General features: G+C 46.9%; 15 protein-coding genes. 8 read left to right on the forward strand and 7 right to left on the reverse strand.

Annotated elements, in window-relative coordinates:
- Positions 1 to 146: 146 nt before the first annotated feature.
- The 4 genes from HQ865_RS17095 to HQ865_RS17110 form a co-directional block, all read right to left on the reverse strand.
- Positions 147 to 1,202 (reverse strand): ferredoxin--NADP reductase, encoded by a 1,056-nt coding sequence (locus HQ865_RS17095; protein ID WP_173416067.1) that lies wholly within the window; start codon positions 1,200 to 1,202, stop codon positions 147 to 149.
- A gap of 5 nt (positions 1,203 to 1,207) precedes the next feature.
- Positions 1,208 to 2,203, reverse strand: coding sequence for a zinc-binding dehydrogenase (locus tag HQ865_RS17100; protein WP_173416068.1), 996 nt, complete (start codon positions 2,201 to 2,203; stop codon positions 1,208 to 1,210).
- A gap of 398 nt (positions 2,204 to 2,601) precedes the next feature.
- Positions 2,602 to 3,213 (reverse strand): superoxide dismutase, encoded by a 612-nt coding sequence (locus tag HQ865_RS17105; RefSeq protein WP_173416069.1) that lies wholly within the window; start codon positions 3,211 to 3,213, stop codon positions 2,602 to 2,604.
- 314 nt (positions 3,214 to 3,527) lie between these two features.
- Positions 3,528 to 4,427, reverse strand: coding sequence for an MBL fold metallo-hydrolase (locus HQ865_RS17110; RefSeq protein WP_173416070.1), 900 nt, complete (start codon positions 4,425 to 4,427; stop codon positions 3,528 to 3,530).
- 351 nt (positions 4,428 to 4,778) lie between these two features.
- On the opposite strand from HQ865_RS17110, the gene HQ865_RS17115 reads away from it, so the two are divergent.
- Positions 4,779 to 6,449, forward strand: coding sequence for a hypothetical protein (locus HQ865_RS17115; protein ID WP_173416071.1), 1,671 nt, complete (start codon positions 4,779 to 4,781; stop codon positions 6,447 to 6,449).
- Positions 6,450 to 6,552: 103 nt separating this feature from the next.
- On the opposite strand, the gene HQ865_RS17120 is transcribed toward HQ865_RS17115, so the two are convergent.
- On the reverse strand, positions 6,553 to 7,236 hold the full coding sequence (locus HQ865_RS17120) for a peptidase associated/transthyretin-like domain-containing protein (RefSeq protein WP_173416072.1): 684 nt from the start codon (positions 7,234 to 7,236) through the stop codon (positions 6,553 to 6,555).
- 82 nt (positions 7,237 to 7,318) lie between these two features.
- Between HQ865_RS17120 and HQ865_RS17125 the strand changes: the two genes are divergently transcribed.
- Positions 7,319 to 7,741, forward strand: a complete 423-nt coding sequence (locus HQ865_RS17125) for a GNAT family N-acetyltransferase (protein ID WP_173416073.1) — start codon at positions 7,319 to 7,321, stop codon at positions 7,739 to 7,741.
- Between the two features lie 129 nt (positions 7,742 to 7,870).
- On the opposite strand, the gene HQ865_RS17130 is transcribed toward HQ865_RS17125, so the two are convergent.
- Positions 7,871 to 9,337 (reverse strand): glycoside hydrolase family 130 protein, encoded by a 1,467-nt coding sequence (locus HQ865_RS17130; protein WP_173416074.1) that lies wholly within the window; start codon positions 9,335 to 9,337, stop codon positions 7,871 to 7,873.
- A 150-nt stretch (positions 9,338 to 9,487) separates the two neighbouring features.
- On the opposite strand from HQ865_RS17130, the gene HQ865_RS17135 reads away from it, so the two are divergent.
- Together HQ865_RS17135 and HQ865_RS17140 are read left to right on the forward strand one after the other, a co-directional pair.
- Positions 9,488 to 10,165: a response regulator transcription factor gene (locus HQ865_RS17135; protein ID WP_173416075.1), complete on the forward strand. Its 678-nt coding sequence runs from the start codon at positions 9,488 to 9,490 to the stop codon at positions 10,163 to 10,165.
- 107 nt (positions 10,166 to 10,272) lie between these two features.
- On the forward strand, positions 10,273 to 11,586 hold the full coding sequence (locus tag HQ865_RS17140; RefSeq protein ID WP_173416076.1) for a sensor histidine kinase: 1,314 nt from the start codon (positions 10,273 to 10,275) through the stop codon (positions 11,584 to 11,586).
- 427 nt (positions 11,587 to 12,013) lie between these two features.
- Here HQ865_RS17140 and HQ865_RS17145 read toward each other — a convergent pair whose 3' ends face one another.
- On the reverse strand, positions 12,014 to 12,211 hold the full coding sequence (locus HQ865_RS17145) for a hypothetical protein (RefSeq protein ID WP_173416077.1): 198 nt from the start codon (positions 12,209 to 12,211) through the stop codon (positions 12,014 to 12,016).
- A 303-nt stretch (positions 12,212 to 12,514) separates the two neighbouring features.
- Between HQ865_RS17145 and HQ865_RS17150 the strand changes: the two genes are divergently transcribed.
- The 4 genes from HQ865_RS17150 to HQ865_RS17165 all read left to right on the forward strand — a co-directional run bounded on the left by HQ865_RS17150 (position 12,515) and on the right by HQ865_RS17165 (position 17,438).
- The gene (locus HQ865_RS17150) at positions 12,515 to 13,579 is read left to right on the forward strand and encodes a glycosyltransferase family 4 protein (protein ID WP_173416078.1); all 1,065 of its coding nucleotides are present in this window, start codon (positions 12,515 to 12,517) and stop codon (positions 13,577 to 13,579) included.
- Positions 13,580 to 13,716: 137 nt separating this feature from the next.
- Positions 13,717 to 14,595, forward strand: coding sequence for a glycosyltransferase family protein (locus tag HQ865_RS17155; RefSeq protein WP_173416079.1), 879 nt, complete (start codon positions 13,717 to 13,719; stop codon positions 14,593 to 14,595).
- The gene (locus tag HQ865_RS17160; RefSeq protein WP_173416080.1) at positions 14,596 to 15,384 is read left to right on the forward strand and encodes a DUF5672 family protein; all 789 of its coding nucleotides are present in this window, start codon (positions 14,596 to 14,598) and stop codon (positions 15,382 to 15,384) included.
- A 212-nt stretch (positions 15,385 to 15,596) separates the two neighbouring features.
- On the forward strand, positions 15,597 to 17,438 hold the full coding sequence (locus tag HQ865_RS17165) for an ABC transporter ATP-binding protein (protein ID WP_173416081.1): 1,842 nt from the start codon (positions 15,597 to 15,599) through the stop codon (positions 17,436 to 17,438).
- Position 17,439 lies beyond the last annotated feature (1 nt).

Raw genomic sequence — 17,439 nt, forward strand, 5'->3', positions numbered from 1 at the left:
TGTGCAGCCTAAGTCTCCCCTACCGGGGGGAGATTTAGAGGGGGCTTTATTCGGCTGGAGCGATATGTTGGTAGAAAAAGACAGTAAGTAAGGCAGAACCCCATCGGGGTGATCTGTAAAATGCCTATTTATCCGGCTTTGCCTAATCATGGGCTATTACTCTTCGGAGAGGATCCGATAGCTATCGGATTAGGAGAGGTAACCACCACATCATCCCCCATTGCATACCCTGTACAAGTCAGCACCCAGCCATCGGCCAGGTCGGCATCCGTTAGTACTTCATTAGCAGTCATGCGCACCTCACCGCTTTTACACTTCACCGCGCAGGATGAACAGATACCCGCACGACAGCTGTAGGGCAGTGGAATATTATTTTGCAACGCCGCCTGCAGGATGGACTGATTTTCGCCGGTAATGATATCGTAAGTTTCATCGCCCAGTTCAATACGCACCTTATGCGGAGCGAATGTGGCTTTTGGGGTTACCACGGCAACCGTATCCAGCACAAAATTCTCCTTACGAATATGCGCGTCGGGTATACCCATAAATTTTAGGGTCAGGCGCACCATCCGCATATAATCAAACGGGCCGCAGAGATAGAATAGCGCCCGCTGCACACCGAAGCGCAAGTTTTCATTTACCAGGCGCTCGGCTATCACATTGTTTAATCGGCGGCCGTCATCACTTAGCAGGTATATGATATTTAACCTTTCGGGATGTTGCTGCATCAAGGCATCCAACTCCGTTTTAAACAGAATGGATCTGTTATTACGGTTGCTGTAGATAAGGTGCAACTTGCTTGCCCCATCACGGTTAAGCAAATACTTCAGTTGCGACAGGATGGGTGTAACGCCACTGCCGGCAGCGAAAAAGAAGATATCTCTTTCTCCCGGATAGTCGCCTAATGTAAACCGTCCCGCAGGTTCGGCAGCATGCCATACATCGCCAACTTTGGCGTGCCCAAGCAGAAACCGGGACAGTTCGCCATTAGCGACGCGTTTAACGGTAATAGCTAACAGGTCTTCATCAGGTGATGAACTGATGGAGTACGATCGGCGCAGTTCTTTCTCATGATGATCGAACACCAAAGTAATGAACTGCCCGGCCCGGTAATTTACCTTACGGCCCGACAGTTCACTCAAAAAATAAGTTGCTATATCCGCAGCCTCCCACCTGATGGCTTCGACCCTTAACTGAAGCATGCTAATCAGGCCCGCAAAACTATTTTACCAAATTGCGATGAGTTGCCCATCTTATCAATGGCCTTTTTGGCATCAGCCAGCGGGAATACTTCATCTATCACAGGTACTATTTCATGCGCTGCTACAAAATCAGTCATGGCGTTAAAATCTTCTTGTGTACCCATGGTGGTACCTATCAGTTGCAGCTGCTTCCAGTAGATCTTGCGACCGTTTACCGGCGGCGTATCGCCCATGGTAGCGCCAAAGGTAACTATGCGCGCGCCTGGGTTGCATAAATCCAGGATGGGACCAAAACCTTCGCCCAGCACACTATCTATCACCACATCAAACCCACCGGCCAGTTGTTTTAGCTGAGCTGCCCAGTCCTGCGCCTTATAGTTTACGCCTGCTGCCGCGCCTAAGGCACGTGCCTGTTCTATTTTTTCGCCCGTGCCCGATGTTACAAACACCTGGCAACCGGCCGCAACGGCATATTGCAGCACAAAGGTACCTGTACCGCTGCCCACGCCTACAATTAATACTTTATCACCCTTTCTTGCACGGCCTTTGGTAAACAAGGCCCTGAATGCGGTTAAACCCGCCAGCGGTAATGCCGCGGCCTGCTCCCAGTTTAAATGTGCCGGTTTAGGGCGCAGGTATTGCGCCTCAGTTTTCACAAACTCGGCAAAAGTGCCGTCATCAGGCAGGCCTAATATTTTAAAATCCTTGCCCTGGTATTCGGGCGAATCGCCCCAGTTGTTTGATGGGTTGATAATCACCTCCTGCCCTATCCAGTGCCTGTCGTCATCGCTGCCCACCTCGGTCACAATGCCCGAACCATCCGAACCAAGAATAGTCGGGTATTTAATACCCGCGTATTTGTTGATGGTGATCCAGTAATCGCGGCGGTTAAGCGCGGCGGCTTTTATTTGCACCAGTACCTCGCCGGCTTGCAGGGTGGGTTTGGGTATGTCTTTGCATACTACGGGGTTTTCTTTCGATTCGAGAACTATTGCTTTCATGGGGATAGTTGATTAGTGATTTGTTAATTAGTGATTAGTACCAGCACCGCCGTTGTATATAAACCCGATAGGAGCGGAAAGCCCGTAAACGAAGCTTAGCGAAGTGCGGACTTGTAGCGGATAGCGGGGCTGGCGGTACCTAAGTGACACTGAACGTTCATTTTCAAAAACGAATTGTCATTACGAGCGATAGCGCGGACAACCGACCAACGGGAGCTCATTAATGCCTTTAAAAACAATTAAACTCCATTAATAATCTCGTAGTGTGCTTAACTTACGACGAGATTGCCGCGTCGCCCCACTTCACACAGCCTACGCAGCTCCTCGCAATGACAAATTTGCTAACAAACAAAAAACGGCCCCGAAAACCGGGACCGTTCCTATTTTATCGGCCTTGCTTATTTAGCTTTAGCATACAGCTCGGCTACGTGGTTCCAGTTAATTACGTTCCAGATAGCGGCCAGGTAGTCCGGGCGGCGGTTCTGGTATTTCAGGTAATAAGCGTGTTCCCAAACGTCGATACCTAAAATGGGGGTACCTTTGGTTACTTCAGGCAGGTCCATTAATGGGTTGTCCTGGTTAGGGGTTGATGTTACGGCCAGTTTTTTATCGGCAGTAACAATTAACCATGCCCAGCCCGAACCAAAGCGGGTAGCACCAGCTTCAGACAATTTGGTTTTCAACTCGCCGAACGAACCAAAAGTGCTTTTAATCGCTTCGGCCAGTTCGCCTGTAGGCTCGCCGCCGCCGCTTGGCGATAACAGCGTCCAAAACAGCGAGTGGTTGTAGTGGCCACCACCGTTGTTGCGCACAGCAGGTGGGTATTTAGAAATGTTTTTTACGATATCTTCAATTTTAGCGGTAGCCTCTGGCTTGCCTTCCAAGGCTTTGTTAAGGTTGGTAACATAAGCCTGGTGGTGTTTGCCATGGTGAATTTCCATGGTCATTTTATCAATGTGTGGTTCCAGGGCGTCGGTAGCGTAAGGTAACGCCGGTAATTCAAATGCCATAACGGTTATTTTTTAAGGTTAGAAATCAATGTATCGCTGCAAATATAAGCGATGAACATTGGTTTTGTTCTAAATAAAAATTAGAATTTGACGCGAGGGTGAGAATGTGCAAATATGCAGATGTGCGTATGTGCAGATGAATTAATAATATGTTGATGATTATTTAACCACAGAGTTCACAGAGGTAGAAACACAGAGGGCACAGAGCTTTTAAATCGGTGAAATCAATTCTAAAATCTGTGAAATCCCAACAATCAAATCATTTGCACATACGCACATCTGCATATTTACACATTCATTCCCCCTTCAGGGGGTTAGGGGGTCTTTAATTCATCATAAGCCGCGCCAAGGCTGGTTTTAATGCCCTGTCCCTGCCAATCGTCCACACCGGGGATGGCCGTGATCGTCAATACTTCTTCTTTGGTTTTGCCGGCTTTTATCTGGGCGCTTACTAAGTCAATCAGCCTGTCCATATAGTTTTGCATAGCTTTCAGATCGTCCATGGTGCCGGTTACCTTTTGCGGGTCGAATGCATGGCCGAACACAAACAGCGTGTCTTTGCTGAACTGCTTTTGCGCTTTGCCCAGCACAACCGACCAGTTGCGTACCGATGCGCCATGCGCCGGATCTATCACCGGGTAGCGGCGGTTAAACACCAAATCGCCGGTGTGGACGATATTGGCGTTCTCGAAATGGATCATGGCATCGCCGTTGGTATGGCCAGGGCCCCAGTAGTGCGTGCGGATACTTTCATCGCCAACTTTGGCTTTCCAGTTATCGGTAAAGGTGATATCGGGATATAGCTGTTTATCATCATTATTAGCTTTTTGGGCGGCGTCCTTTTGGTTGGCAAGCGAGTTGGCGTGCGCTACCACATTCTTCGCGATACCTTTAAATGAAATATTACCGGCGGTATGATCGCCGTGGTGATGGGTATTGATGAGGTATTGAAAAGGTTTATCCGATTGTTTTTGCAATTCGGCAATTACGTGCGTTGCCGGTGCCGGAAACTCAGCATCAACCACAACAATACCGTCTTTATTAGATAACCAGGCGATGGTGCCGCCCTGCTCTGTAAATATGCCCATGTTGTTGCGCAGCGGCTTAAACTGGTAGGTTTGCTGCTGCATTAAAGCGGCGAAGCTGCTGTTTTTAAAAAGCGCCAGCGCGCCTGCTGATAATAACCCGGTGTTGATGAATTGACGGCGATGCATGTGGTTTGATGTTTAGTTTTAAACTATAACGAATTTAGGGATAAAAGCGTTGCTTTGCATCCAAAGCGGGGAAATCGCTTTTAGAATTTTGAAGCAGAGAGTTTTTGGCTAAAGCCGCACTTAGTTCACCAAAACCGTTGGCTAAAGCCAACGGCAATGAAAAACGCTTATCGTTAACATCAAAACTTCATTGCCGTCCCATTTATGGGACGGATCAAGTGATAGAAAAGGTTGGCTTTAGCCCAAAAAGCACGTAGGTTAACAGCGTTGCTTTGCCGCTATAGCCTATATTTTACAAATGCGGCAGATTTATGCTAATTTGCCATCTGCATCCACCAAATTATACCTGCCATGAGAATTTTACGATGTGCTTTAGCTTTAGTGTTTATCTGTTCGTTGGGCTTTGCACCAGCGGTCGATGCTCAGCCGGTTAAGGCCCGGCAAAAGCCCAGGATCGTCAACATCGTAAACTTTATTCGCCTGCTGGAGCCGCGCGAAGCGGCCATTACCCAGGATGTGCTGTACCAAACCGTAGTGAAGCAGGTAGAGATCATGAACAAGTATCACCTTAAAGGCACCTTCCTTTTACAGTACGATGCCCTGATGGACGCGCGTTATCAAAAGTTGTTAAAAAGCCTGCCGCGCGATACTTACGAGATAGGTGCCTGGTGGGAGATCCCGCAGCCGATGGTAGAAAAAGCCGGGTTGAAATGGCGTGGCCGCTACCCCTGGGACTGGTATGCCAACGTAGGCTTCTCAACCGGGTATACGCCCGAAGAGAGGGAAAAGCTGGCCGATGTATACATGAGCGATTTTAAAAAGATCTTCGGCTATTATCCTAAAACGGCCGCATCGTGGTTCATTGATGAGCATACGCTGAACTATCTCTATCAGAAATACCATATCGTAGCATCGGCCAATTGCAAGGACCAATACGGCACCGATGGCTATACCCTTTGGGGTGGTTATTGGAACCAGGCTTATTATCCCAGCAAGGTAAACTCGTATATGCCCGCGCAAAATGCCGCCAACCAGATCCCTGTTCCTATCTTCCGCATGCTGGGCAGCGACCCGGTGCGCCAGTATGATGCCGGTTTGGGTACCAGCTGGCAAAGCGTGATCACCCTGGAACCTGTTTATAAAAAGGCAGGCGGTAGTGCAGAGTGGGTAGATTGGTTCTTTAAGCAATTTGTAACGGGCGAGCCGATGGAGTTTGCTTATACACAAGCCGGGCAGGAAAACTCGTTCACCTGGGATGCCATGGCTAAGGGTTTTGAGATACAAATGCCGCTGATAGCCAAACTGCGCGACGAGCGTAAGATACAGGTGGAAACCATGCAGGAATCGGGCATGTGGTTTAAACAGCATTACAAAACCACACCGGCCACATCGGTTACCGTCAGCGAAGATATGCCCGGCAGCGACCGCAAGACCGTTTGGTTTAACAGTCGCTTTTACCGGGCTAATTTACTTTGGGAGGGTGGCACGCTTAAGTTTAGGGATATCCATCTGTTTAACGAACACATCCCATCTTTGTATCTCAACAAAAAAGTAGAAACTAATGTGTGCACCTTTTATACCCTGCCATTTGTTGACGGCTACATTTGGAGCACCCCAAAAGATATAGCCGGCCTGCGCTTTAAAACGATGCAGAACGGGCAGGAAGTCCCTCTAACCGGCGGTGCCCCCGTGGTAACGAATCCATCTACCGGTAAGTTGCATATCGTATGGCCTTTAATCGATGGTGCGGGAAACTTAACAATCGACTTTAACGAACAGAAGATGGTGATAAAAGTAAGCGGCAAAAATGCGGCTAACTGGTTTTTAGATCTGGGCGTGGCCCCCAAAGCGCAATTGCCCTTTGGTAAGATCAACGCCAATAGCATCACCTGCCAGTTTATGGGTTTTGACTACCGGGTTAGCACGTCGGACGGGCGATTTACTGAGTTAAAGGATAATGGAGTGTTTAGGATAAGTCCGCGGGTGAATGCGGTGACGCTGGAATTTGCTGCCCGCAATTAACATCCGGTTATGCCGAACTTGTTTCGGCATCTCACGTGCAAGATAACTACGCGCTTACTAATCAGATGGGATGCCGAAATAAGTCCGGCATAACGATTCATCCTTACGGTAACCTCAACTCCTGAACCACTCGTTTTTCCGGCGGCAGGGCCATGAACTTTTTGTACGAATCGTTAATATAGACGGCCAGCGACGGGCCGTTGTTGTTCATTACGTATGCGTAAGTAGGGCGGTACAGGGTCATAAAATTCTCTAAATCCTTACCACGCAGCGGGACAAGACTACTTACATAAGCTATGCTGAATACCTGGTCGACGTGGCGTTCCTGTTCCTCACGGTCGAAATAGCGCTTCAGGCGGCGGGCGTTGCGGCCCTCTTTACTTAGCCAACTGCTTGGCGAAAATACGTACACTTTGCTTTTGCGGTACACATCGGCATATTCCTCGCGCGGGTTAAAAGGGGCACGGGTTGATGTAATATTTACCTGGCGCAGGGTGATGCCTTGTATGGCCATGCTCACACGCTTGGGGTCCATATCTATCACATATAGAGTATCGGATACATACCCGGGCGAAGTAAATATCAGGGTATGGCCGGCGGTGGTTTTTATTTCAAAATTGCCCTTCTTATCGGTAAGGGCAACTTCCTTGCTGTTAATATCGTGCACAAACACGTTAGGTATCCTGTCAGTACTCCCTATTTCAACTACCGATCCTTTTAAGGTTTGCGCATACAGGGGCTTTATGGCAAACAACAGGATGGCGAGTATAAAATATCTGCTTTTCATGGCAACAAGTTACATACTTATAACCTGCTTAATTGCATCCCGGTTTTATATTTAACATTTTTGCCCCGTTATTTAACAAACAATGACAAACCCACCCGAAATAGCCATTGAACAGATCACTCAGGAACTCACCTGGCAATTGCGCCGGGATATCCTGTACCCCGGCCAGTACAAGCATGAAATGGCCATGCCCGAGGATGACGAGGGCACACACTTCGGTGCTTTTTACCAGAACAAACTGGTGGGTGTAGTATCGCTTTTTAATAAGGGTGCCGATTTTCAGTTCCGTAAATTCGCTATCGATGCTTCAGTGCAGGGTATAGGTATTGGCAGGCAATTGCTACAATATATAACAGATCAGGCTATTGAAAATGGTGCCACCCGGTTATGGTGCAACGCGCGAAGTACAGCTATTGGATTTTATGCGAAGGCAGGCTTTACCATTACCGGCGAACCGTTCAGTAAGAATGGTTTTGATTATGTGGTGATGGAGAGGTTTTTTTGATGAGAGCTAACTACCAATCGTCATCCTGAGCGATAGCGAAGGATCCCCGACAAGCAGAGCCAAATGCATGGTCGACTTTCACACTGGGGATCCTTCGCTATCGCTCAGGATGACGGGCATTTTTTGCGCCTACACCCCGTCCGCCAGTAACTTATTCACCAGCGCGTCCATATCTACTTCGGCAAACGAGGTAGAGTAATCAGACAAGCCATAAGGGATGATCAGTTTATTATTATGCACGATAGATCCGCATGAATACAGCACGTTGGGCACATATCCCTCGCGTTCATCAGTATTGGGTATCAGCAGGGGTTCGCGCAGGCGGCCTATTTCTTTGGTTGGGTCTTCCAGGTCGAGCAAACTGGCACCCAGTACATACCTGCGCATCGGGCCAACCCCGTGGGTAATTACCACCCAGCCTTTTTCGGTTTCGATGGGTGAGCCGCAGTTACCTATCTGTATAAACTCCCAGCTAAACTTAGGCTTTTGCAACAGGATGGGCTTCTCCCAGATATTGATCTTATCCGAATACATGATATAGTTATTACAACCATCAATGCGCGATATCATCACAAACTTACCGTTTATCTTACGCGGGAACAGCGCCAGGTTTTTGTTCTGCGCGCCATCGCCATAAAGCGGCATGATGCGGAAATCGTAAAAATCTTTGGTCTGCAATAGCTTAGGCATAATGAGCGATCCATCATAAGCTGTATAAGTGGCATAGTATACATAAGTGCCATCATCATTTACAAACTTCACAAAGCGGGCGTCCTCAATACCTTTGCGTTCGTATTCGGATATGGGGAAGATCACCCTGTCGGAGATATCGGTATCCAGCGAGAAAACAATTTCGTAGTACGAGTCGGCCAGCCACAATATCTTGTCGTACTCCAGCCGGTTGATGTCCTCTTCCTGCAGGTTTTGCGAATCCTGGATAATGCGGCGCAGGGTAGCATATTCAAAGTGGTGATCCAGCTTTTGTTCTACCTCACGCAGCACATCCACATTAATTTGTGTGGTGACGGCTTTTTCAAAAAACAGCTTTTTATTGTAGACGGCGTTACGAACGATCTCGGCCTCATCGATATAATCGCCGGCGGGGATAACCGTAATGTTATTATACTTATCCAGCAGCGCCCGCCGGAAAGTAATGGATGAGATATGCCCCTCGCCCACCGCTCTGAAACTCATGATCACCCGGCGCTCGCCGTCTTCCAGTTCGCTTTGGTCGGGGTCGTCCACAATAGAAGGGTTAAAGAAAGCTGCCGATTCGATAGAATATTCGTGCGTAAAGTACGATCCGATGAGTAGTTTGCGATAAACGGTAAGGCTATCAAAATCGATGCTCAGTTCGGCAAACAGGTTCTTCAGCTTGCTGCAATGCCGGTTTAATACGCGGGTGATATTACGATGGCGCTTGGAGTATTCCTGCAGTATCGGCGAAACGATACCGAAAGCTTCCTCCTCGGTGATATCCATTACACGTTCAATTACCTCTTTGGCCCTGTCGTTGCCGTTAAAAAAAAATCGGGCTATTACACGTTTCGAATCGGGATTTACCTTTACCGGCTTGCGCTCAATGGATAGTCTCATACAAAAAACAAGTTTTTACCAATAACACTATTTGTGCTAAATTGATTTTAACATTTTACAAATCAAATAATCAGGACTAAGCCGTAAATTATACGTATAAGACAAATTGAAAAGCGTATAAGTTTTAGGTTTTTGTAAATTGCAGCAATTATGAATGTACTGATCGTAGAGGACGAAAAAAGCCTTGCGCTTGAAATTGACGAGTTTTTAAGTCGCGAAGGGTTCACGGTTGAACACGCCCGTACGCGCCGATCGGCCGAGGAAAAGATATTTGTAAACAATTACGATTTTATATTGCTTGACCTTGGCTTGCCCGACAGCGACGGCTTCGACCTGCTGAAGATGTTTAAGAAGTTGCCTAACCGTACCGATGCCGTAATTATCCTAACCGCCCGCGGCGCGGTTGATGACCGGATAAAAGGATTGGAAGAGGGCGCCGACGACTACCTGCCCAAACCCTTCAGCCTGAACGAATTGCTGGCACGCATGCACGCCATTACCCGCCGCAAGCACAAGCTGGACAGTAACGAGATCAATATTAAAGGCTTCCGCATCAATATCCAAAACCGCACGGTGATGTATAACGATGAACGCATTAACCTTACCAAAAAAGAATTTGAGATATTTAACTACCTGGTGCTGAATAAAAACCGGGTAATATCGCGCACTAACCTTACCGAACATGTTTGGGGCGATGTGCTGGAGATCAACTCCGACTCGAACTTTGTGGATGTGCACGTAAAGAACCTGCGCAAAAAACTATCGGCATTTGCCCCCTTAGATTGGTTCGAAACTGTTAGAAGTATAGGCTATCGTATCAATATATGACCCCTCTCCGCGGGCGAGGGGCTTAGAAACCAGTATATATGGAATGTTTATTATTTTTAACTTCACTAATAAAGCCCTCCCAATCGGGGAGGATATAGGAGGCGTATATGAAGCTGCAACTTAAGCTGGCCTTGTATAATACGCTTACCAAAATAGCCATTATCCTGTTTACAGGCTTGTTTACCTTGCTGGCTGTCGAAAAAGTATCGGTTAACCATATCGAAGCGCGTTTAGAGAAGAGCAAGAACCGGATCATTAACAACCTGTCATCAAACGAGGTAAACAACCTGCTCACCGACCAAAAGCCCGATTACAACATCCTAAACCAGGAATATGTGCTGATAAAACCCATAGCTAAAGGGCAAAACGACATCGTTATAAAATATCGTACCCAACAAACTATGGTTGACGGCAGCCCGGAAACCTACCGTATACTCAATACCAATTTTAGTTTTAACGGGCACGATTATCGCCTGGAGATCGGCGAAAGCATCGAATCTATCGAAGACCTGAAATCCATCATTAAACAGTTTACCCTGGTAGTGTTGCTGATAACCCTTGCCCTTACCCTGGCCAGCGACCTGATTTTTACCCGCTACCTGCTGCGCCCGTTTTATAAGATCATCGACCGTAAGCTGATCAAAGTGAACGATCCGCTGAACTTTGATTATGAAAAGGTGCAAACAACCACCCAGGATTTTACATTGCTTGATGACAGCATTAGCACGCTAATGAAAAAGATAAGCGACCTGTTTATCCTCGAAAAGCAATTTATCGCCAATGTTTCACACGAATTACTGACGCCCATATCCATCATCAGCACCCGCCTGGAAAACCTGATGCTGCAGGAAAACCTGAGCGAAGAGGCCGAGAATAAGCTATTCGCATCCTTAAAAACACTAAACCGGCTAAAGTCTATTATCAACAGTCTGTTGCTGATATCGAAGGTAGAAAACAACCAGTTTAATAAGAGCGATACCGTTAGGATAGCTGATGTGGTAGCCGAAATAACCGAAGAACTGGAAGACCGGCTGGAAGATAAACGCATTGTGTTTTACAACCGAATTGCGTACCAGTATACTATGACCGCAAACCGCCCGCTGATCCATACCCTGCTGTTCAATATTATTAACAACGCTATTAAATATAACGAACCGAAGGGGCATATCGTAATATCCGACGATGTGAGTAACAACATTTACACCCTGCAAATTGCCGACACCGGTATTGGTATGGAGCCCGGCCAGATAGAGAACGCCTTTAACCGTTTTGAAAAGCTGGGCAGCGACGAGATGGAAAGCTTTGGACTGGGTTTGGCCATTGTGAAAAGTATTGCCACGTTTCATAACATCAGCATCGGCATACAATCGCAAAAAGGCAAGGGCACCACATTTAGCCTTACTTTTAACAACCGGGGTTAACTCTTCACTAAATCTTCATATTAAAGGCCTTACTTCGTATAAGTTTTAGTTTCGAAGTTACCCCTATTAACGGGCTGTTTTTTTGAGCAAGTCAAAAAAGCAGCCTTTTTTTGTTTGGGAGGTATTTAACGGGATTTAACCACAGAGGCCACGGAGCTTGTACAGAGAACACAGAGTCGCCTTGAAATATACTGATTAGCCACATGGTTACTAACTCATTATCAGGAAAATCTTTGTGTCCTCAGTGTTTCTATCTTTGTGTTCTCTGTGGTTAAATAAACACAAAACAAAGCCACAACCAATTATTTCAGGAATTTTTAATGGGGAATAAACAATGAAGTCTTAAGTCAAAACTTATCGGAAAATAAAAGAAGTTAAATGCAAATTCTATTTTCGACTTAAGACTTTTACCGCTGAGGCAAACTACTTAGCGCAGGCTTTTTGAGAAATTCAGGATATTATCAATAACATGCTGCTGCGGTACTCGTTGCAGCGCGTCAAGATCTGTGCGGATAGCATGATAAAACACCATTTCATCTGCATCCATTAAAGCTATAACATCCGTTTCCATCACATTAGCCTGGTTAGCAGTTACATTTAAAGTTCTTGTAGAGGTTTCATCCATAAGCTGTTTCTTCTGTTTCTGGTTTATTTACAGGTTATTAACGCAAGTTACGATTGATTATTTTGTAAAATGAAAATTAAATGAAATTTTTTTCATAATTGCCTGCCGCTCATCAAAATCCGCCATTTTACAACTATATATACGGCGGTTTTGCGTCTAAAGTTCATCCTATTTTCATTTAAACCTTAGGAAAATTTCAATCGCATTAGTTAATTACACTGCAATCTAAACGCATATATTTTGTGCTAAGTATGCGGAGATGCAAATAAGCGCCGATAGTAACATAATATTTATATTTGCCGCATGTCTAAACGCCGGGTTTTAGTTACGTTCGATTCGATGAAGGATACCAATTGCGGTTATTTTTCATTTGGCAAGGGTTTGGGCGATGCCCTGCTAAAAGCCAACCACGGCAAATTCGATATCCAGCTTTACCTTTTTCCGGTAACCGATCATTTTGATGGCCGGGTTAGCATCGTGCGCCGCAACCGGCTGCACGACCTGTACTTTAGCGGCCACAATAAATACGACCTGGTACACCTGACCGATCAGCGCACACGCCTGCACCCCACAAGGCTAAAGGCTAAAAAGATCATGACCATTCATGATATCAATAAGGTACACATCAACAAAAGCAAGCCACACCGCATCCAGGCGTTTTTAAATAACCTGCGTAAAAAGGTCATCGCCTGTGACCGCGTGGTGGCAATCTCGCAATTTGTGGCCGATGACGTGATCAAATACATCCCTGAAGCCCGCGAAAAAATGAGTGTGATCTATAACGGGGCCGACAGGCTCACCGTACCAGCCGGTCATCAGCCAGCATACAAACCCGCGAAGCCCTTTTTGTTTACCATCGGCTTACTATCCCCGCAAAAGGGATTTCACTTTATCCCCCCGCTTTTGCAGGGTAACGATTACGAACTGGTGATAGCCGGTATAGAAACCCCGCACAAGCAAACCATACTGGAAACCGCCGAAAAATTTGGCGTTGCCGACCGCGTAACCATCACCGGCCCGGTAAGCGAAGCCGACAAGGCCTGGTATTATCAAAACTGTTCCGCATTCATCTTTCCTTCACGGGCAGAGGGATTCGGATTGCCGGTGATTGAGGCTATGCACTTTGGCAAGCCGGTATTCCTGGCCAGATACACATCTCTGCCCGAAGTTGGCGGTGATGCTGCTTATTACTTTGACAACTTTGAACCGGACCACATGCAGCAGGTTTTTAATAAGGGCATGTTGGACTACACTGCGAATAATCGCACCGATAGCATTATTGCCAACGCCAATAAATTTACCTGGGAGAACGCAGCGAAGCAGTATTTGGAGATGTATGAAGGTTTGCTGTCTGAACCGGGCCGCTGATTCTTGACCGCTGATTTTTAGGATGATTTTTTGATTGCGCTGATTTCATCAAGTGCGGTCAAAAATTGGGATGATAAAAGAAAATCAACGAAATCAGCGTAATCAAAAAAATCAGCGGTTATATTTGCCCCCACTATATGAAAGTCGCCGGTTTCACTTTTATCCGCAATGCTGTACGCAACGATTATCCCGTGGTAGAGGCCATCACTTCCATCCTGCCCATTTGCGATGAGTTTGTGGTAGCCTTGGGCAATAGCGATGATGGTACCGAAGAACTGGTGCGCGGTATTGACTCGCCCAAGATCCGGATCATCAATACCGTTTGGGACGAGAGCATCCGCGAGGGCGGTGCTGTTTTTGCGGCCGAGACTGACAAGGCCTTTGCCGCCATATCGCCCGATGCGGACTGGGCCTTCTACATCCAGGGCGATGAATGTGTGCACGAGAAATACCTGCCGCTGATTAAACAGGAGATGCAGGATAACCTGAACAACCCAAAGGTGGAGGGCTTGCTGTTTAAGTACCTGCACTTTTATGGGTCGTACAGTTATTATGGTCATTCCCGCCGTTGGTACAGGCGCGAGATACGGGTGTTGCGCAATAACAAAAACATCCACTCGTACCGCGATGCACAGGGCTTCCGCTGGGGCGAGCGTAAGATCAACGTAAAACTCATCGACGCTTATATTTACCACTATGGCTGGGTGAAGCCGCCGTCGGGATTAAAGAACAAGCTGCGCAACTTCAACCAGTTTTATCATGATGATGCCTGGCTGGTCGAAAACCTGCCGGAGACCTTTGAGTTTGATTATAAAAACGCCGACCGCTTAGTCCCTTTTACCGGTACGCACCCGGCAGTAATGCAGAAGCGTGTAGATGCCACCAACTGGAATTTAAATATCGACCTGAAGGCACTTTCCAAAAAAATGAACTTCCGCCGCAAGGCTTTGCAAAAAATAGAGGACTGGACCGGCTGGCGCGTGAGCGAATACCGTAACTATAAAATTGTAAAATAGGTGAAGCAGGTAGCCGTTATCATCCCCTTTTATAAGGATAGTTTAAGCGATTATGAAAAGATAGCCCTGCAGCAATGCCGGCGCATTTTGCCCACGCATGATATTATCGCCGTTAAGCCCCAAAGTCTCAATGCAAACCCGGCAGCCCAATATGTTGAATTTACAGATGTGCTTAGCTTTGACGACAGCTACTTTAATGGCCTCGCCGGCTACAACAGCCTGATGATGTCGGCCGGGTTTTATGGCCGTTTTGCAGATTACGAATACATCCTGATCTACCAGATGGACGCTTTTGTTTTTAAAGACGAACTGGCCTATTGGTGCGATGAGGGCTATGATTACATCGGTGCGCCATGGATCACCAAAACCTACCATAAAAGTCCGCCGGGTTTGGCCTTGCTGGCGGTGCAGCGTTTTTTTGCTAAGCTTACCGGAAGCAAATCCACCAAATACCTGTTTGAAAATAAGGTGGGCAACGGCGGCTTCTCGCTTAGGCAGGTGCAACGGTTTCATGACTTGTGCATCAGTATGAAGCCAACCATCGATCATTACCTTTCACAAAGCGGGCACTTGTATAACGAGGACGTTTTCTGGAGTTTTGAACCTGCCCGTCAGCATCAAAAGTTTAAAGTGCCGGATAGGGATACGGCCTTGCGTTTCGCATTTGAGGTGCCGCTGAAAAGCGCCCTGAACGCGCCGGCAGCCCAATTACCATTCGGCTGCCATGATTGGGACCGCTATGCCGATTTTTGGCGGCCTATTTTTAAGCGGTACGGTTATGATATTTAAATAGGCACGAATTCCCTGCTTATCGGCTACAATTTATCGAATTACACGAATTAGAATCGATAACAGAAGTTTGTGTAATTCGTTCAATTCGGAAAATTCGTGCCCTGTTAAAACCACCGGCATCGTCATCCAAATATCAACTCTTCCCTAAACTTAAATAAATAGGTAATAACCAACGTTATTTAATAATTTTGCAGAATTATATTTTTTAAATGAAGACATATTTCCGGCTGCTTTCCTTTGCAAAACCTATTGAAAAGTTTGCCATCCCCTATATCATCTTTATCATTTTTTATGTGATATTCAGCACCCTGGTGCTAACCATGCTGGGCCCTTTGTTAAACACTTTGTTTGATGTAAACACCTGCCAAAACGCTTGTAAGGCCATGCAGGAAAATGTAAAGCCCGAACATTTATTAGATCTTACCGGCTGGTTTAAATACTATGTAGTGTACATTAAAACCGAGTACAGTGCCTGGGAGGCATTAAAGTTTGTATGCGCGGTTTTGATCGTGGCCGTTTTTTTAAGCAATATTTTCCGCTACCTCTCGGCGCGCACAATGGAGAATATGCGCGTTTTTACCCTGCTTAAACTGCGCCGCGCGGTGTTTAACAATGTAATGAACCTGCACCTTGGCTTTTTCACTAACGAACGTAAGGGTGATATCATCTCAAAGGTAGCTTCGGACGTGCAGGTAGTGCAGTATACGGTTATAGGCACCCTGCAGGTGGTATTTAAGGAGCCGCTTACCATTATCGCTATGATGGTGGCCCTGTTCAGCATCTCGGCCAAGCTTACGCTTTTCTCGTTATTGGTGATCCCGATATCGGCTTTTGTGATCTCGCGCATTGTGCGCAACTTAAAAAAGCAGGCCATATCCGCCCAGGAAACCTCGTCTACCATGATCAGTAACCTCGACGAGGCGTTGTCGGGTATCAAGATCGTTAAGGCTTTCAATGCTACCGAGTTTATTAAAAAGCGCTTCGACGACGAGAACAAGCGCTATACCAACATTACCCGCAGCATTGCCAGGCGTCAGCAACTGGCTTCGCCAACTTCCGAGGCGCTGTCGGTTACCATGATCTCCTTTATTTTATTATACGGCGGCTACCTCATTTTTAACCATAAAGATGGTGCACTTAACGCCGGCGATTTTATCGCTTACCTGGCCATTTTTTCGCAGTTAATGCGTCCGGCCAAATCCATCTCCGATTCGTTTACCAATATCCACTCGGGCATTGCTTCGGGCGAGCGTGTGCTGGCCCTGATAGACGAAAAACCGGTTATTGTGGATGCACCTAACGCCATCGATGTCGCCGACTTTGACGAGGGTTTTGAATTTAAGGATGTTGATTTCAGCTACCCGGGCAGGCAGGTGTTAAAAGGCATCAACCTGCGGATCCCTAAAGGGAAAACCGTGGCACTGGTTGGCCCTTCAGGCGGTGGTAAATCTACCTTGATGGATTTGATCCCCCGCTTTATGGAACCGCAGGGTGGCGAGATCCTGTTAGACGGCAAGAATATCCAATCTATAAAAATGGATTCGCTGCGCGCACTGATGGGTACGGTTAACCAGGAGTCGATCCTGTTTAACGATACCATATTCAACAACATCGCATTCGGTAAGCCCGAGGCTACCATGCAGCAGGTGGAAGCCGCGGCACGTATAGCCAACGCCCATAACTTTATTATGGATACCGAAAATGGTTATGATACCAATATTGGTGATCGCGGCACCAAGCTAAGCGGCGGCCAGCGCCAGCGCATCTGTATTGCCCGGGCCGTACTGGCTAACCCGCCGCTGATGCTGCTGGACGAAGCTACCTCGGCACTGGATACCGAATCGGAAAAACTGGTGCAGGACGCGCTGAACAACCTGATGAAAAACCGCACATCACTCATTATTGCCCACCGTTTAAGTACTATCCAAAATGCCGATATCATCATTGTGTTAGAAGATGGCAACATCGTTGAACAGGGTACGCATCAGCAGTTGATGGGCAATAACGGCCTGTACCGCCGACTGATAGATATGCAAACCTTTGCCAGTTAAT

The organism is Mucilaginibacter mali (genome assembly GCF_013283875.1).
In the GTDB taxonomy this organism is placed as follows: Bacteria; Bacteroidota; Bacteroidia; order Sphingobacteriales; family Sphingobacteriaceae; genus Mucilaginibacter; species Mucilaginibacter mali.

What these genes read in the sequence shown, in the direction of transcription:
- HQ865_RS17120 (WP_173416072.1), bottom strand. Translation starts at nt 7,236, where the DNA reads ATGAAAAGCAGATATTTTATACTCGCCATCCTGTTGTTTGCCATAAAG.
- HQ865_RS17155 (WP_173416079.1), top strand. Translation starts at nt 13,717, where the DNA reads ATGAAAGTCGCCGGTTTCACTTTTATCCGCAATGCTGTACGCAACGAT.
- HQ865_RS17165 (WP_173416081.1), top strand. Translation starts at nt 15,597, where the DNA reads ATGAAGACATATTTCCGGCTGCTTTCCTTTGCAAAACCTATTGAAAAG.
- HQ865_RS17095 (WP_173416067.1), bottom strand. Translation starts at nt 1,202, where the DNA reads ATGCTTCAGTTAAGGGTCGAAGCCATCAGGTGGGAGGCTGCGGATATA.
- HQ865_RS17150 (WP_173416078.1), top strand. Translation starts at nt 12,515, where the DNA reads ATGTCTAAACGCCGGGTTTTAGTTACGTTCGATTCGATGAAGGATACC.
- HQ865_RS17140 (WP_173416076.1), top strand. Translation starts at nt 10,273, where the DNA reads ATGAAGCTGCAACTTAAGCTGGCCTTGTATAATACGCTTACCAAAATA.
- HQ865_RS17100 (WP_173416068.1), bottom strand. Translation starts at nt 2,203, where the DNA reads ATGAAAGCAATAGTTCTCGAATCGAAAGAAAACCCCGTAGTATGCAAA.
- HQ865_RS17115 (WP_173416071.1), top strand. Translation starts at nt 4,779, where the DNA reads ATGAGAATTTTACGATGTGCTTTAGCTTTAGTGTTTATCTGTTCGTTG.
- HQ865_RS17135 (WP_173416075.1), top strand. Translation starts at nt 9,488, where the DNA reads ATGAATGTACTGATCGTAGAGGACGAAAAAAGCCTTGCGCTTGAAATT.
- HQ865_RS17125 (WP_173416073.1), top strand. Translation starts at nt 7,319, where the DNA reads ATGACAAACCCACCCGAAATAGCCATTGAACAGATCACTCAGGAACTC.
- HQ865_RS17145 (WP_173416077.1), bottom strand. Translation starts at nt 12,211, where the DNA reads ATGGATGAAACCTCTACAAGAACTTTAAATGTAACTGCTAACCAGGCT.
- HQ865_RS17110 (WP_173416070.1), bottom strand. Translation starts at nt 4,427, where the DNA reads ATGCATCGCCGTCAATTCATCAACACCGGGTTATTATCAGCAGGCGCG.
- HQ865_RS17130 (WP_173416074.1), bottom strand. Translation starts at nt 9,337, where the DNA reads ATGAGACTATCCATTGAGCGCAAGCCGGTAAAGGTAAATCCCGATTCG.
- HQ865_RS17105 (WP_173416069.1), bottom strand. Translation starts at nt 3,213, where the DNA reads ATGGCATTTGAATTACCGGCGTTACCTTACGCTACCGACGCCCTGGAA.